Annotated in this window: 14 protein-coding genes; 9 read left to right on the top strand and 5 right to left on the bottom strand. The window is 59.8% G+C overall.

The window, feature by feature from the left end:
• Positions 1–2: 2 nt before the first annotated feature.
• Positions 3–1,166, top strand: a complete 1,164-nt coding sequence (locus VMW12_01735) for an amidase (protein HUZ48442.1) — start codon at positions 3–5, stop codon at positions 1,164–1,166.
• A 194-nt stretch (positions 1,167–1,360) separates the two neighbouring features.
• Complete coding sequence (locus VMW12_01730; GenBank protein ID HUZ48441.1) at positions 1,361–1,651, top strand: hypothetical protein; 291 nt, start codon at positions 1,361–1,363, stop codon at positions 1,649–1,651.
• Here the strand turns inward: VMW12_01730 and VMW12_01725 are convergent.
• Complete coding sequence (locus tag VMW12_01725; protein HUZ48440.1) at positions 1,639–3,219, bottom strand: sulfotransferase; 1,581 nt, start codon at positions 3,217–3,219, stop codon at positions 1,639–1,641. The two genes, VMW12_01730 and VMW12_01725, sit on opposite strands and share 13 nt — an antisense overlap.
• A gap of 155 nt (positions 3,220–3,374) precedes the next feature.
• Between VMW12_01725 and VMW12_01720 the strand changes: the two genes are divergently transcribed.
• Complete coding sequence (locus VMW12_01720) at positions 3,375–4,733, top strand: flagellin (GenBank protein HUZ48439.1); 1,359 nt, start codon at positions 3,375–3,377, stop codon at positions 4,731–4,733.
• 22 nt (positions 4,734–4,755) lie between these two features.
• On the opposite strand, the gene VMW12_01715 is transcribed toward VMW12_01720, so the two are convergent.
• The 3 genes from VMW12_01715 to VMW12_01705 form a co-directional block, all read right to left on the bottom strand.
• Positions 4,756–4,995 carry a hypothetical protein gene (locus VMW12_01715; protein HUZ48438.1) on the bottom strand — a complete coding sequence of 80 codons (240 nt, stop codon included), beginning with the start codon at positions 4,993–4,995 and terminating at the stop codon, positions 4,756–4,758.
• A 203-nt stretch (positions 4,996–5,198) separates the two neighbouring features.
• On the bottom strand, positions 5,199–6,878 hold the full coding sequence (locus tag VMW12_01710; GenBank protein HUZ48437.1) for a DUF885 domain-containing protein: 1,680 nt from the start codon (positions 6,876–6,878) through the stop codon (positions 5,199–5,201).
• Between the two features lie 135 nt (positions 6,879–7,013).
• Positions 7,014–7,613, bottom strand: coding sequence for a GNAT family N-acetyltransferase (locus VMW12_01705; GenBank protein ID HUZ48436.1), 600 nt, complete (start codon positions 7,611–7,613; stop codon positions 7,014–7,016).
• A gap of 163 nt (positions 7,614–7,776) precedes the next feature.
• Here VMW12_01705 and VMW12_01700 point away from each other — a divergent pair, with 163 nt between their 5' ends.
• From VMW12_01700 to VMW12_01680, 5 genes are read left to right on the top strand one after another with little or no spacing between them, the layout of a single operon-like run.
• Entirely contained in the window at positions 7,777–8,901 is a 1,125-nt protein-coding gene (locus VMW12_01700) for a hypothetical protein (GenBank protein HUZ48435.1), read from the top strand.
• Complete coding sequence (locus VMW12_01695) at positions 8,898–9,833, top strand: antibiotic biosynthesis monooxygenase (GenBank protein ID HUZ48434.1); 936 nt, start codon at positions 8,898–8,900, stop codon at positions 9,831–9,833. The genes VMW12_01700 and VMW12_01695 overlap by 4 nt, the downstream gene beginning before the upstream one ends.
• Positions 9,834–9,853: 20 nt before the next feature.
• The gene (locus tag VMW12_01690; GenBank protein HUZ48433.1) at positions 9,854–10,672 is read left to right on the top strand and encodes an FAD binding domain-containing protein; all 819 of its coding nucleotides are present in this window, start codon (positions 9,854–9,856) and stop codon (positions 10,670–10,672) included.
• Positions 10,669–13,398 (top strand): molybdopterin cofactor-binding domain-containing protein, encoded by a 2,730-nt coding sequence (locus VMW12_01685; protein ID HUZ48432.1) that lies wholly within the window; start codon positions 10,669–10,671, stop codon positions 13,396–13,398. Before VMW12_01690 ends, VMW12_01685 begins: the two co-directional genes overlap by 4 nt.
• A gap of 11 nt (positions 13,399–13,409) precedes the next feature.
• Positions 13,410–13,982, top strand: a complete 573-nt coding sequence (locus VMW12_01680; protein ID HUZ48431.1) for a nucleoside deaminase — start codon at positions 13,410–13,412, stop codon at positions 13,980–13,982.
• A 2-nt stretch (positions 13,983–13,984) separates the two neighbouring features.
• Here VMW12_01680 and VMW12_01675 read toward each other — a convergent pair whose 3' ends face one another.
• Positions 13,985–14,803 (bottom strand): LuxR C-terminal-related transcriptional regulator, encoded by an 819-nt coding sequence (locus tag VMW12_01675; protein ID HUZ48430.1) that lies wholly within the window; start codon positions 14,801–14,803, stop codon positions 13,985–13,987.
• A gap of 578 nt (positions 14,804–15,381) precedes the next feature.
• Here VMW12_01675 and VMW12_01670 point away from each other — a divergent pair.
• Positions 15,382–16,080: a response regulator transcription factor gene (locus VMW12_01670; GenBank protein HUZ48429.1), complete on the top strand. Its 699-nt coding sequence runs from the start codon at positions 15,382–15,384 to the stop codon at positions 16,078–16,080.
• The last annotated feature ends 37 nt before the right edge of the window (positions 16,081–16,117 follow it).

The following is a 16,117-nucleotide window of genomic DNA, read 5'->3' as shown; positions in this document are numbered from 1 at the left end:
ACATGAAAAATGCGACGCATGCACCATCGGTTCCGGGTGACGGTTCCGATCGCGGAATCGAGGCGTGGGTCTTCATCGATCCCAATCCCGCACCGGCCGGTGAAGGACCACTTGCCGGGTTGACATGCGGCATTAAGGACGTCATCGACGTGGGTGGCATGCCGACGCGCTTTGGGGTTGATTTTCATGACATGTCTCCGACCGCAGATGCGCCGTGCGTCGCTGCGCTGCGCGACGCCGGTGCGGCGATCCTTGGGAAAACGCACACGACGGCGTTTGCGTATCTCGATCCGGCGCCGACGCGCAACCCACACGATCCGGCACGCACGCCCGGGGGTTCGAGCGCCGGTAGCGCCGCGGCCGTGGCAGCCGGGCACGTCGACTTCGCACTCGGCACGCAAACGGTCGGTTCGACGTTGCGTCCGGCGAGCTTCTGCGGGGTCGTTGGTTTCAAACCGAGTTACGGGCGCATCTCAACCCGCGGCATTTTGCCGCTCGCACACTCTCTCGATCACGTCGGCATCATTGCTCGCGATGTCGGAATGGTCACACGCGTCGCGCGGGTGTTGATCCCGAGCCTGACGTCGGCGGTGGCGCCGGAGCGGCCGCTGATTGCCGTCGATATGGAGCTTTTTTCGGAGTACTACGGCGACGAGGCCCACGCAGCGCTCGAGGGATTCGCGCACCGGCTCGCGGACTTTGCGGACGTCGTGCCTCGCGACTTTGGAGCTGTTGCGCGGGCCACATTGGATCCGCTCAAAACGATCGTGGCCTTCGAAGTCGCCGCCGCCTTGCCATTTCTGCGCGAGCGCGACCGGCCGCCGGAAATTTGTGCTCTGGTGCGTAGAGGCGAGGCCATCGATGAGGATGCTTATCGAGCCGCGCTAGACCTGAGGGAGGAGCTGCGTTTGAAACTGGCGCCGCTATTCTCCGGCATCGATGCGTTGCTGACCACGTGCGTCGGACCCGCCCCAAGCCGCGAGACGACCGGCGATGCGCGTTCGCAGGCCCCGTGGTCGTTCTTCGGAACACCGAGCCTCACGCTTCCCGTGGGGCGTTCACGCGATGGTTTGCCGATTGGGGCGCAACTCGTCGCTCCCGCAGGAATGGACGCGAAGCTGCTCGCGCTGGCAGAACGATTCGAGCCTCTTAGCGGACCGTTTTGACGATGGCGTGCCTCACCGGTAACCGCCGGCGGTTAGCGCTGGCTCGTTCCGGATCCGAGGAACGTCGCGGTCATGTGCGATCGATTTCGAGCGTTCGTTTTAGCAGTTGGTGGAAGCCCGAACTCGAGAGCTGTTTCATTGCGTCGAGCGCATTGGTGTCCGCGTCGACATGCGCGAGTCGTGCCACGGGAGTCATGATCGACGTGACGGTACACGTGCCGTTTTGCGGCGCGGCTTTAGCAAAATCGCTCAACGATACGCCCGCAACCGTAAAGCCTGCGACGAGTAAAAACACGCCCCACAAGCCCAGCAATACCGACATGATCGTGCCGAGCGTTCCGGCAATTTTTATCGCCTTCGCTCGGCTGTGCGTCGCGCCTCAAGCGAGCGCGTGGACGATTCGCCCGCCGTCCATCGGATACGCGGGCAGCAGATTGAAGAAGGCCGAGCTGGGCGCGTTCCGGGGCGTGTTCTACAAGCGTTGACGCGTTGGGCCGAGTGCGTCGAGCAGCGGACTGAGATACGGCACGAATGGGCGCGAATACCCGATCGACGAGCGATAGAGCGGGCGGCGTACCTGCGCGACGCTCGCGGTCTTTATGGCACGCTTGGTTTGGTGGAACGTTAGGCACGCGTCGTTCCAGGTCAGGCCGCAGTACGCGACGATGCGGCGCGCTTGCGTTTCGAAGTCGTCGACGAGATCCTCGTATTGCACTTCGAGTATCGCTCCGTTCGGGAGGGTGCGTCGCCAGTGCTCCATCAATTCGAAGTAGCCGCGGTAGTAGCGGCCAATTTCGCCTAGGTCGTACGTCCATGCAAGCCCCTCGCTGCGGAAATGCTGTGTAAAGCACGAAAAACATGTGTCGATCGGGTCGCGACGCACGTGGATCATCCGCGCGTTCGGGAGCGCGAGATGAATGAACCCGGCATAGCGAAAGTTGGCGGGCATTTTATCGGTGACGCGTAGCGCGCCGGGAGCGATCGCACGAAGCGCTGCGGCGTATGCCGCGCCGATCTCGCGCAGTTCGCGCGGCCCTTCCCGTTCCTGCACGACATCCTCGAAAAGCCCGAGTTCGCCGCCGCCCGCGACATCCGGATGGCTGGCCAGCATCTGCTCGATGAGGGTTGTCCCCGACCGCGGCATCCCGAAGACGAACACCGGCAGTTCGGAGGGGTCTCCCGTGCCTTCGCGCGCTGCGATGAAAGATTGCGTGAAGGTTTCGGAGATACCGATAAATGCGTCGAGTGTCTGGCGCTCTTCGTACGCGCGCTGCGAGCGCGCGGCGGCATTTGCCGCTGCGAAGTGTTGGAAGGCGACGCTCGTGTCGCGGGTACGCATCGCCGCTCTGGCCAACGCAAAGTCTCGTTCGATGCGATCGTCGATCGAAAGGTCGTCCGGCCGCATGGAAGAGAGCGAGGCGAGGTGGTGCGGTTCGAGTGCCTCGGCATCGACCTCGATCAAAAAACGGTAGTACTCGGGCCGCTCCGGCGCAATTTCAATCGCCTTGAGATAGGCCCATTTCGCCTCGGGTAGGCTGCCGCTCTCCACGTGGATCTGCCCGAGATGCGCGTAGGCGCCGGCGTGGCGTGGATCGAGTGCGATTGCGCGCTCCAAATGCGTGATCGCTTCCGGCGCCCGGCCTGCCGCCCAGAGCGCCATGGCAAGCTGGTCGCGCATTCCGGCCGAATCCACGCCCTCGGCGATCAAGCCCTCGAGCGCCGCTGCCGCCTCCTCGTGCGCCCCCACGGCCGAATACGACCCGGCGAGGTTCGCGACCGCGTCGGCATAGCTCGGTTCCAAGGCCGCTGCGCGCCTAAAGAGTTCGCGCCCCTCGCTTAGCCGGCCGAGTGCCCGATAGGCGGCACCCAAATTATTTGCGACCGTCGCCTGGTTGGGACCGAGGGCAAACGCCCGCTCGAGGAAAGGCACGGCTGCCTCGAGCCGCCCGAGGGCCGCAAGCAGGCTCCCCACGGCGGCCAGTGCCCGCCAGGAGTCCGGGGCCGTGGCGAGCGCCGCCTGCGCTTGCGCCAGCCCGTCTTCGAGTGATGCCATCTTATATAGGGTTCTCGGCCCGCGATGGCTCGAGCCTTTGCGCTTATAAAAGCGACAGGAGTTACCGATAGTAAACGTGTATCGGCGCCGTTGGGAGGGCTATGGATAGCCCATCTTAGCCGGGAAGTCTCGGCGCAACCATGGAGGAGTGTCCCTTGAGTCAAGGCCTGAGCATTTCAAACAACCTGTTGGCTAACAGCGTCCAGCTCAATCTCAACAGAAATCAGCAGGCGCTGCAAAAGACCGTCAATGAGTTGTCATCGGGCCTGCGCATCAACAGCGCCGCCGACGACCCTTCCGGTTTAGCGATCGCGACAAATCTGCAGACGAACGTCGATGGTTTCAATACCGCCGTTCAAAACGTGCAGAACGCCAACAACGCGGCGCAAGTCGCACTCGGCGCCCTGTCGACGACGACCAACATTCTTCAGCGCATTCGCTCGCTGGCCGTCGAAGCCGCATCCGACATCAACAGCCAGAACGATCGCGCTAATCTGCAAACCGAGGTCTCGCAGCTTCTGCTTGAGGTCAACCGGATCTCGCAGAACACGAACTTCAACGGCCAGGCACTCCTCGATGGCAGCCACGCGGGATTCCAAGCGGAGCAAAACGCGTACCTCACCGTCACGGCGAACTCCGCGCTTGCGACGAACGGCGGCGTTGCTTCTGCCAGCGGCATCAATTACGGATTCCTCGTCGCGACGGCGGTCGCGTCGTTTCCGACCGCCTTTAACACGACACCGAATGCGGCGCTGCCAGGCGTGCAGGGGCTCGGGAACGGCACCGGCGCAGGGGAATCGACGGTCGACGGCACGATCGAGCTTCAAGTTATCAACACCGGTGTCTCGATCGCAGTACAAGAAACGTTCATCGAGAGCGCGACCGGACTGGTCTGCGTATCGGGTACGCTATTCGGCCCGAGTGCGGTCGCGACCACGGCGCTCGGCTTGCATCCGCAGAATATAACTGCAAAGTTCACGAGCAACTACTCGGGCTTCGATAACGTGGCGGTTACGCTCGGCGCCATCACCACCGCGGATGTCGGGACGACGGCATATATCAAGGTCAGTCAAAATGTTGCGGCGTTAACGAATCCCAGCAACCCCGCGTTCAACTTTCAATCCGGTGCCAATGAAGGCGACGTCATTCAGGTTGGGATTCAGGCGACCAACACCTCGACGCTGCGCATCTCGAATATCAACGTCGCCATCTCGAGTGCCAATAATCCATCGCTCGGAGCTGAAGATGCGATCGGTCAGATCGACATCGCGCTAAGTACGGTGCTCTCGCAGCAAGCGAACCTGGGCGCCGTCGTTGTGCGCTTGAACGAGGATGCGGATAGCGACACTACCGCAGCCGTAAACCTGCAGGCGTCGGAATCGTCGATTCGCGATCTCAACGTCGGTCAAGCGACAACCGAGTTCACAAGACTGCAGATTATGGTCCAGGTAGGAACGTCGGTACTCTCGCAATCGAACAATAACGCCCAATCGGTACTCGCACTCTTCCGATAATTCGGGCTGCTATTACCGCCGTCTAACGAGCTTGCGCCGCGTAGCGGAATTGGCCGGGCATCCAGGCGCACGTGCTTCCGTCGTTCATGACGAAAGATTCGAACCCGTCTACTTCGGCGTTGAAGTCCGCGTTGAGAGCTTTCGTTTCCGGCCAATTCACCGCCGGCTCCTGGCGCGCTGCGGAGCGCGCCTTGCTGTTCGAAAACTGAGGCGACTTCGCAAGTACGTTGAGTGCGGCCGCCAACCGTTTTGCATCATCCATAATCCACGCCTTCCTCACGCACCGGAGCCGCGCCTGGCGATACGCCCGGACTAGCGGGGCGGCACGCGGTGATTTCGGACGTGCTGTTCGTCGTCGTGGCCGTCATATGGCTTGTTCGACCGTAAGGCGTAGCGCCTAGGCGGAGCCTCTCGCCGCCTATACCGGTCCTAAAAACGCTAAGGCGGCCCTAAGGAAGCCTTTATTCATTGGTCGGAAATAAAATCGAGCGTTTCGCTCTCCAGGACGTCGAGCGGCATTCCGCCGTTCCGTACGATTCGATCGTGAAAGGAGCGTACATCGAAAGCCGCCCCGAGTTGCGAGCGCACTCGCTCTCGAAGTTCTGCAAACTTCAGCGAGCCGATTTTGTACGAAAGGCTTTGTGCGGGAAGATCGGTGGCATAGCGTAGGAGCTCGGATTCGATCTCGCCCTCTGAAAGGAGCGTATTTTCGCGCAAATACTCTGCCGCGCGATCGAAGCTCCACCCAAGTGCGTTGACTCCCGTGTCCACGACTAGGCGCGAGGAAATGAAGCTATCGAGTGCATGTCGCCCGTACAGATCGTATGGGTCCTCGTATATGCCCAGTTCCTTGCCGAGATCCGCAGCGTACTCGGCCCAACCTTCATGGTATGCGGGAATGTATGTGGCGAGCGACTGGAATGCCCGAAAACGAGGCAGAGCTTCATTCTCGCGCGACAGATTTATTTCGTAATGATGGCCCGGAACGAGTTCGTGAAGAGCGAGAGAAGCGACGCTCAGGAGCGAACGTTCAGCGAGCTTCGAACCGTTGTAAACATAATTGCCGCATTCACCCGGCTTGGCTCCAGGTTCGTAGTATCCGAAGGTCATGCCGGGTTCGAGATCCGGCGATAAGCGCTTGGTGCTAAACGGTGCTGCCGGTTTGCGGAGAAACAGCGCAGGCAATGCAACGTCGGCCCTTTCGGCAAAGAACTGCAGTCGCTCGCCGATTTGCTCCGGACGAGTCGGGACGAACCGCGGATCGGCCCGCAGGGAGCGGTGGAACTCTTGCGCCGTTCCGTGAAACCCAAGGCGCGAACGGAGCTCGCTCATCGCTTCCCGCAGTTCGTCCATCACCGCCAAGCCGCGGGCGTGAACCGCGGATGGTTCGATAGCGAGCGTCGTATTTGCCCGAACCGCGTGAGCGTAGTAGTCGGTGCCGCCCGGATAGGCGGATTGACCGAATGCGGCGCACGCCGAGTGTGCGTAAGGCCCGGCAATATACTCGGCCAGCTCGTGCAGTGCCGGTGAGACATCGTGCTGAAAAACGGCTCGCGCGTCTCGAAGAAGCCGTTCACATGCGCGTTCGTCGAGGGCTGCGAGTTTCTCCGTTCCCGGCAAGAATGGCGTTCCGTCGGACGCGGCGGCAGCTCGGTGCAGTGCGATGATCGGCGGAAGTGCGCGCGCCGTGATGGTAAGACCACGTGCCGCTTGCCCGGCGAGTTTATCCTTGGCTGCAAGTGCGAAAGCCGCGACGTCTTTCAGGACTGAGAGATAGCGCGTGCGTGCCTCGTCCGAATCAACGTCAAAAGAACGGAAAATCAGCCGAAACGCCCCCACAAACGACCGGTAAGGCGTTACTGGAGATACATACCAGTAGTAGCGAGCCGCTGCCAGCCGCCGTTCAAGAGCTGCCCGGAGAACCACGGTGGAGAGCCGGGGTTGCTCGTCAAGCGCAGCGATGTCGATTGCCTGCAACTGTGCCAGGACGCCGCGGCAGAATGCCGCCGCTTCGTCGCTGCCGTGCTCTGACTCCGACGAAATGCGCGAGATGGGAAGGCCTTGCGCCGAACGATAGAGCGCCGAAGATCCGGCTTCGGCCAGCGGGCCATGCTCGTCAACGTTGGCTCGCTCGCATAGTGCCACGATCTCGTTCACTCGAGTGGTCTGGACTTTGTCCCGCTGCGTGGGATCGGCCATGCCTTCTTTTGTTCTCGCCGCCCCCTCCGGTTCATGCCGGCTGCCCGTTCGAGCGTTCGCGATCGGCTTACCGTACGAAGTTCACTTCGCGTCAGAAGCTACTGAGCGTGGGCTCCAGCCGTTGTTCGTTAGCGAGGTGAGAATGCCGTCGCGCCATTCGCCCGCTATAAAGAGATAGTCGCGCGCATATCCCTCAACGGCGAAGCCGAGTTTTCGCAGTACGCGGCCGCTGCGCTCGTTGAGGGGCTGATAGCTCGCTTCGATTCGGTGCAAGTTTAGCATATCGAAGGCATAGTCGATGACTGCGCTCGCAGCCTCTTGTGCAAAGCTCCGTTGCTGGTAGTCGACATCGGCGGAGTAGCCGAGAACCGCCGCGTGAATAGCGCCACGTCGAATGCTCCACAAATTGACGCATGCTACGATCTGCGTTCCGTCAGATTCGAAAGCGGCAAAGCGCGCGTCGGTTCCTTTCTGCTCTGCTACGATGCTGGCGGTGATCTGTGCTCGTTGGTAGTCGCGCGTGTAAAAAGCTTCGTCGCGCTTGGGCTCCCATAAATGGGCCCGATTACGCTCCTGGAAAGTCAGGAGTGAATCGGGATCGATTGCGCTAAACGGTCGCAGGCACAGACGTTCGCTCCGCAACGTCGGAACTGGCGTCGTTACAGCACCGGAATCTCGCATAGCATTTGGGGTTCTTCAGGGCGCAAACCCTACCTGTGGATATACGCGATGCGAGCGCGCTCCTTTCTTGTGCTATCCGGCAAAAAGCTCGAGCCAAAAGGCTACTACAGCTATTATTCGAAAGCTCCGACGGACAATTCACTGTCCGCTGAAGGGATGCTCTATGTACGCACGCCCGTTATATTGCCGTATCGCAGTCCTTGCACTTGCGCTCGCGCTGTTCGGGGCGTTTGGCCTGCAGAGCGCAGGCGCCGCTCAGATGCCGCCATATATGAACGTGATCGTCGGCCATCCCGCCACCACCAAAGAGGGAGTAGCGCAGCAGAACGTGCTTTCGCTGGATCTTTCGATGTTCTCGTACTACGATTCGGCGCTGGCGAGCTTCCAGCAAAATCTGCTGGCACAGCATCCCGTGCTGATGGCGCTCTTCAGCGGCTCGGGCGGCAAGATGATTCTCTATCGGCCCGGGAAGGCGCCCCTCGATGCGCCGTCCGTACCGATCGTCTATCAATTGTTGAAGTCGGTCGGTCACAGCACGATGGCCCTGTTCGAGCTCTCCGGCCCGCACCTGGACAATTCCGCGGATCAATCGTGGGTCGCGATGATGAAATCGGATCGTACCGAGCAACAATCCGCGCTCGATACGATTGGCGATATCTCTGTGAATCCGGCGTGGCGTAATACCATGAAATCGGTGCTCGCAAATAATATCGCGTTTATGGACAAAGAGCTTTCCAAGGGCGTCATTTCTTACGACGATATTCACGCGTTCGCTCATCAGCAGAGTCCTCTGCTGGCAAAATGTGTGACGTGGGCCGCGCACACACAGGTCGATCACTGGATGGGAGTGGTTGCCGGATGGAAGCATCTCCTCGGCAAAGACGATTGGGACAAGACGTACGCGCTGAGCAACACGATCTACGTCGCGCGTCAAAATAACGTGCTCTTTAGCGTGCTCGCACAGTTTTTTGGTCCGAGCGCTATGAATACGCGCCTCATGCTATTCGAAACCACCGACTTCACCACGACGCCCGATGCGATGATGACCGCCCTAACGCGGGTTATCGCCGACCGATCCGTCGGCGAAGAGTTCTTCGGTAATTACTACTTGATGGATTACGAACTGATGGGTGGCGATGCCCGTGCCGCCATTATTGCCGGCGATAAAAAGCTTGGGATTCCTGAGTACCTGCCGCCATTGGTGCCGTTCGGCTCGCATGAGTGGCCGGTGAAGATTACTCCCGGCGCCGGCCCGGCGACGATCGAGCAGCTGCAGCGCCAGCCGTGAGCGACGGCCCAAGCGCGAGCCTGATCCTTTGCGCCCGGGTGCTGCCGGAGAAGGCGAGCGACTTCACGCAGTGGCACGCTCGCTGGCAGAGCGACGTGCTTGCGTCGCCCGGATCGACGAGCTTCGAGTATTGGCCGCCCACTCCCGATCAGGACGAGGCGGTCGCGATCGCGCGATTTGACTCGGTGGACGCGCTGCGGGCCTGGCGCAGCTCCGAGCGCAATCGGAACCTTATCCAGGAAGGGGCGCCGTTCGTTGCGGGCGGCGTCATCATGCAACTCGCCGGCCAGGCTGCTATCGAATACTACGTGCAGCACAGCGCTACCGAAGTCATTATCACGCGGATCAAAGCCGGTAAAGAAGAAGCGTACCGGAGATTCGCGGATCGCATTCAAAAAGTGCAGGAAACGTTTCCGGGCTACCTCGGTTCGTTCGTCGCGCCGCCGCACCAAAAGGAATCGGGCTGGACTACCGTTCTGCGCTTCGATTCGGAAACGAGCCTAGACGGGTGGCTGAACTCCGATATTAGGGCCTCGCTTTTGAAGGAAAGCGAGGATCTCATCGACGGTTTCCACGCACAACGGGTCGACACGTCGTTTCCCGGATGGGCCCCGCTCAATCCAAGCACCGGCAAACCACCGAACATGTGGAAGACGGCATCGCTGGTGCTCCTTACGCTCTTCCCGGTGGTGATGCTCGAGCTGAAGTTTCTCTCGCCGCATCTCCAAGCATTGAATCCCGCCATGGGCACGTTTATCGGTAACGCGATCAGCGTAGCGCTCACGTCATGGCCCCTCATGCCGCTAGCGGTCCGTGTATTCCACGCATGGCTCTTTCCCGAATCGCAACCCCGCTGGCTGGTGCTTACCAGCCCGCTAGTTCTGCTGTTATGTTACGCGATCGAGATCGCAGTTCTCTGGCGCTTACTCTAAGACGCGAAGACGAGGCATTTATGAATCTGAACACGATCACCGAGGTGCGACGCCCAAAATCAGCCGAAGAGATTCGAGAATGGCGTGATGATTACGCATGGCTTGCGGGTGGAACGTGGCTATTCTCGGAGCCCCAGCTTCACACCACGACGCTCGTTGATTTGCACGACCTCAACTGGCCTGCGCTTGCGAGTACCGAAGCCGCCCTCGACCTTGCGGCAACGTGTACGATTGCGGAGCTCTACGCATTTAGGCCGCCTGCAGAGTGGCATGCGGGGGCTTTGATCGGGGAATGTTGCCGCTCGTTCCTATCATCATTTAAGATTTGGCATGAAGCCACGATTGGCGGCAATATCGTCATGTCGCTACCGGCCGGACCGATGATCTCGCTCACCGTTGCGCTTGAGGCAATCTATACGCTATGGCCCCGAAGCGGAGCGCCCCGCGACGTGCGGGCGATCGATTTCGTCACCGGAAATCATGCTAACGTTCTTGCACCCGGTGAATTAGTGCGAAACATCCATATCCCGGGGCGCGCGCTGGAAAAAACATACGCATTTCGTCGAGCTTCGCTGACGCATCTCGGCCGGTCCGGCGTTCTGCTCATCGGTACGCGCGACCGTACGACGAACGAGATGCTCGTTACCGTTACCGCAGCCACGATTCACCCCGTGCAGATGCGGTTCGAAACGACACCGACGAGCGCGCAGTTACGAGACGCGATCGATGCGAGCATTCCCGACGCGCTGTATTTGGACGACGTGCACAGTTCGCCGAGCCACCGCAGGCATCTTACCTATCATTTTGCCGAAGAGATTCGTCAGGAGTTGAGCGCATGAAACTCACGGTAAACGGAAAGGATTTCTCGGGCCAACCGGCCCCGGGCGAATGCCTTCGCGTGTTCTTGCGCGATCTGGGATGGTACGGCGTCAAAAAGGGTTGTGACGGCGGCGATTGCGGCGCATGCACGGTCTGGGTGGATAAAAAGCCGGTACATAGCTGCCTCTATCCGGCATTTCGGGCCGAGGGCCACGAAATCACGACGATCGAGGGATTGGCCGAACCGGATGGTACGCTGCACCCGATGCAGCAGGCGTTCCTCGATGCGCAGTCGTTCCAGTGCGGCTATTGTGCGGCGGGCATGATCATGACGGGGGCGGCCCTTACCGAAGAACAAAAGCGCGACCTTCCTCACGCGCTCAAGGGAAATCTCTGCCGCTGCACCGGGTATGCGTCGATTCGCGATGCCTTCGCGGGCGTGACGAACGTTGTGCGGGACGCGGCCGGCAGCTCGAGCGGCACCAGCGTTCCCAATCCATTCGCGGAGTCGATCGTGTCCGGACACGCTCGCTACACTAGCGATATTCCACCGATGGAGGGGTTGCTTCATCTGAAGGTTCTACGCTCGCCGCACGCACACGCGCGGATTCTGTCGGTCAAACGGGATAAGGCAATGGCCGTTCCCGGCGTTGTGGACGTATTTACGTGGGAAGACGTCCCGCGCACACTCTATACGACGGCGATTCACGAAGATAATCGGGTCGATCCGGACGATACCTATCTCCTCGACAACGTTGCGCGATTCGTCGGGCAGCGCATCGCCGCCGTCATTGCCGATACGGAGGCCGCCGCCGAAGAAGGCTGTCGCAAGCTCGAGGTGGAGTACGAGATTCTCCCGGCAGTCTTCGATCCCGAAGAAGCGATGCTGCCCGGCGCGCCGGTGCTCCACGAAAAGCGGGCCTATTCGCATATCATGCATCCCGAGAAGAATGTCTTTCTGGAACTCCATGGTGAAATCGGAAGCGTGCAAGACGGCTTTGCGGATGCCGACGCGATCTATGAGGACACCTACGCGACCCAACGCCAACAGCACGTGCACCTCGAAACGATGCAGTCGATTAGTTGGCGTGGCGAGGACGGTCGCATGCACGTGCGGACGAGCTCTCAGGGGCCATTTGTCGTTAAGAGCAAGCTCTGCTACATCTTTGGACTCAACCTCTCAGACGTGCACGTTTTCACCGAACGCGTGGGCGGCGGTTTCGGCGGCAAGCAAGATATGATGAGCGAAGATTTGCCGTTTTTAGCGACGCTGAAAACGGGACGTCCGGTGAAATGGGAGTTTACCCGAGAAGAGCAATTTATCGGCGCAACCACTCGTCACGCGATGAAAACGCAGGTAAAAATCGGCGCGAAGAAGGACGGCACGCTAACGGCGATTCAGTTCCGCGTCGTATCGAACACGGGCGCATACGGAAATCACGGCGGGGAAACCCTGGCCAACGGCATGTCCGGCCCGTGGGCGATCTATAAATGTCCGAACAAAAAAGGCGACGGATATGCGGTGTACACCAACATGCACTGCGGCGGCGGCTTTCGCGGATACGGTACCGGGCAGACGACGTTTGCGATAGAGTCCGCCCTCGACGAATTGGCGCGTATGCTGGCGATCGATCCCATCGAAATGCGCCGCAAGAACGTCATCGGTCCCTCGGACAACATGGAATCCGTATGGAAAGAGGCATCCGATCTGACGATGGGCAGCTACGGATTGGACCAATGCATCGACGCAGTGGATAGGGCGCTGCAGAGCGGCCGAGGGCTTTCCAAACCTGCCGGTGACGATTGGCTCGAAGGGAGCGGGATGGCGCTCTCGATGCTCGATTGCGTGCCGCCCACCGAGCAGCGCTCCGGCGCGCAGATCGAGCTGTTGCCGGACGGGCGCTACCATTTTACGGTGGGCTCATCGGAGATTGGGAACGGTCTGGTCACCGCGCAGCAACAGGTCGCGGCGCAGATTCTTGGCTGCTCGACATCGCGAGTGACCTTCCTGAATGCCGATACGGATAAAACGCCGTACGATAGCGGCACGTTCGCGAGCGTCGGGATGATGGTCCCCACCAAAGCGGTCGAACAGGCTGCCCGAGCGTTGCGCGATAAGATCCTGGCGTACGCGAGCCGCACGACCGGAGAGAAGGTCGAACACTGTCACATAGAAGACCGGCACGTGGTTTGTGGCCGCAAGCGTCTTGTGTTGACCGAGTTAGCGGCCAAGGGGACTGCGGAGGGTGAGGAATTCTCCTCGTTTCGCAAAGCCTATGGATCGCCGCGCACGGTGGCGTTTATCGCCTACGGAGTTCGGCTCGCCGTGCATCGCGTCACGGGAGAAATAGCCGTGCTCTTTAGCATTGAGGCCGTGGATACGGGCGTGGTCGTGAATCCCAACCAGGTCCGGGGACAGGTTATCGGCGGCGTCGTTCAGGGCATCGGATTTGCGCTGCAAGAGAAGATGGTGTACGACGGGGCCGGCGCGGTGGTCAATCCGTCGCTTCGAAATTATCGCATTCCAGCGTTTGCAGACGCGCCCGTGACGGAGGTCTTGTTCGCGGATACCTTCGACAAGATCGGCCCGTTAGGCGCGAAGTCGATCGCCGAAAACACCATAAATCCGGTTGCGCCGGCTATCGGAAATGCGCTTCGGGCCGCGACGGGCGTGCGTTTCACGAGTACGCCGTTTACTGAGGACCGCATATTCGCGAAACTCGCCGGCGCGCCCACGTCGGCCTAAGGAGTCCAAGCATGACCCACCCTTCGTCGCGCCGGCACTTTATCGCGGGAATCGCGGGAACGGTCGCTGCTGCCGCAGCCGTCTCGGCAACGTCGGCCGCACCCTCGCCGGATGACTTGGCGCGGCACGAGCGCTACATGCAGATGGCCATCGATGCGGCCAAGCAAAATCCGGCTCGGCCGTTCGGATCGGTCATCGTCGACCAGCGTTCCGGCACGGTGGTTGGGCGCGGCGTGGTGAATATGCGAGCCAATCCGACGTTTCACTCGGAGATCGCGGCGATGAACGACTACATCGCCCATCACGGTAACCAGGGGTGGAACAATCTCACCATGTACGGCACCGGCGAGTCGTGCCCGATGTGTATGAGCGCGATGATTTGGGCCGGGATACCTCGGATCGTGTATGCATCGGAAATGCCGTTCGTGGCGAAATATGTCAAGCTCATCGCACTGCGATGCAAGGACGTTATCGCTGCGGCCGCACCCGGGCTCTATACGAGCGAACTCGTTCTGGGTGGCGTGCTCTCACCGGTAACCGACGCGATGTTCGCTAATCGGTATAAATATCTAAGCGGCGGCTAGCGCTAGCTCGCGCCGAATCCGAGCAACGTTGCGATCATTTGCGATCGATTCCGGGCGTTGGTCTTCGCTAGTACGTTTTTGATGTGGTCCTGAATCGTACATTCTGCTACCGAGAGAGCGCTGGCGATCTCTTTCACGGAGCGACCGGCCATGACGAGGCGCACGACGTCCGACTCGCGAGCGGTGATGGCACGTGTGGCAAACGTATCTGAAAGGGTGCGGCGCATCCGCACGGGCTCGAAAATGAGCGTCGCTAGAACCGATCCCTGCGCAGACGATGGCACGATCTGCAGCAAGATATCCGTGCCGAGCATCCCGCTAACGGGAGCGCACCGTGACGGGTCGTTCCAATCCCAATCCTGCGTCAAGGCCGAAACGAGCGTTGCGATATGCGCTTGCAGCCGATCGTGCTTGAGGGCCAATATCGGTGCTACCGCACGAAGGCTCGCATCCTCCGAAAACCACGATGCCAGCGGAGTCTGAGAAGCGTCAACTTGGATTACCGCGATGCTGGTGATCGTGCGCATGTTCAGCGCACCGTTCACACAGTTATCCGGGAGAGCGTTGTAGAGCCGGAGCAGGGTGCTCGCTTCTTGGCGCAACCCCACGAGCCACGCTTCACCACGAGCGGTCTTGTCGCGCACCAGCATATAAATACGGCTGACGCCGTTGGTATGTAATTCGGTGAATGCGAGGGCTCGGCTTCCATCGAAGCCCACAACGCCGTGCAAAATATCGTCCGCGATCCCGGAGAGCTCGATATCGGCGTAAATGAGGCGAAATACATACGCTTGATCTTTAATGCCCTCGTGCTGGAGCATTCGGATTTCGCCGAACCGGCCGAGCCTAACGTAGCACCACCCGGTAATACTATCCGCGGGGCCTGCCTCGATCGCAGTTTTCGGTTTCTTTATGTGATGTTTTTCAGGTTGTCGCATCGGCCATCCCAATGATCCTCAACGGTCACATGCCCGGCGAGAACGCCGGGTACCGCTCCTTCGACTCCTCGCGAAATCTATCGGAGAACTATTGCTTGCATATTAGGTAGGCCCCCTTGCGATCACCTCGTCTTTACGTACTTTAAGCTTCATCGGCAAGGTTCATAGCCGAGCTAGGTACGCCGAAATTTCATCTTAGGAAATACCGCCGGGCGGGGCGGGCCGGTGAGGCACGAGGCCCGCGCCGCATATGGCGATATACCTAGGCTCCAAAGGGCATTTTACCCTCCAAAACCCCCCTAAATTGAGGGTGCCTAGGACGCCCTGCGCCCGCTACAGTAGGGAGTAAGACGTAGGGACGATCAGTACAGCTACGTCGATTGAAAATCGACGCGCAGAGTGCTGCCGGTCTTTTTCCGTCCTTAGAAATGTTACCACTACCGTATCTTGGAAAGTGTGTGATGGAGCTATCAAACTTCAACACCGTTCCCGCTAGATTGATCATTGTCGAACACCAGCGGCTATTGCTCGAAGCCCTTCGCTCGATTATCGCCACCGACGACCAGCTCGAAATCGTCGCCGAAGCAAGCGAGCTTACGATTGCCACCTTGCTGGCTGTAGAACATGACATCTTCGTGATCGACGGTGACCCATACGGGCTCAATATCTGCCAAATCGTTCATGCGCTTCGGAAAGCTGGAGTCAGTTCACGCATTTGCATGCTCTCGGCATTTCTGGATGAAAGCGTCGTATTAAACGCGCTCGCAAGCGGCATCGATGCGTATATCGTTAAGGACCTCGCTCCGACGGAAATTCTCAATGCAATCCATACCGTCGCCAGCGTCGGGTTTTACGTCGACCCGCGGCTCGTGCGATCCGTCCTCAAGGGCTCCGCGCCGCGGACCCAGCGATGCACCAGCGACCTCACCGTTCGCGAACTCGAAATCGTTAGTCTGCTCGCAGAGGGCCTGACGAACAAGCAGATCGCAAGCGAGTTGCAGTTATCAGAAAAGACCGTTAAAAACCATATCGGGAGTATCTTCGTGAAACTTGGGCTTACGGCTCGATCCCAGGTTGCAGTTCACGCGGTGCGTCACGGTCTCGCTACCGGAAGTCGTAGTCCCTTGGTACTAACGTCGGTGGGCAGTAGCGGCCTCTAAGGAAGTTCAAGTCTCGAACTACGATGGACGGATATGA

The organism is Candidatus Dormiibacterota bacterium (genome assembly GCA_035532835.1).
Taxonomy (GTDB): Bacteria; Vulcanimicrobiota; Vulcanimicrobiia; order Vulcanimicrobiales; family Vulcanimicrobiaceae; genus DAHUXY01.
The sequence above is the reverse complement of the archived record's forward strand: the minus strand, read 5'-3'. Positions and strand labels throughout refer to the sequence as shown.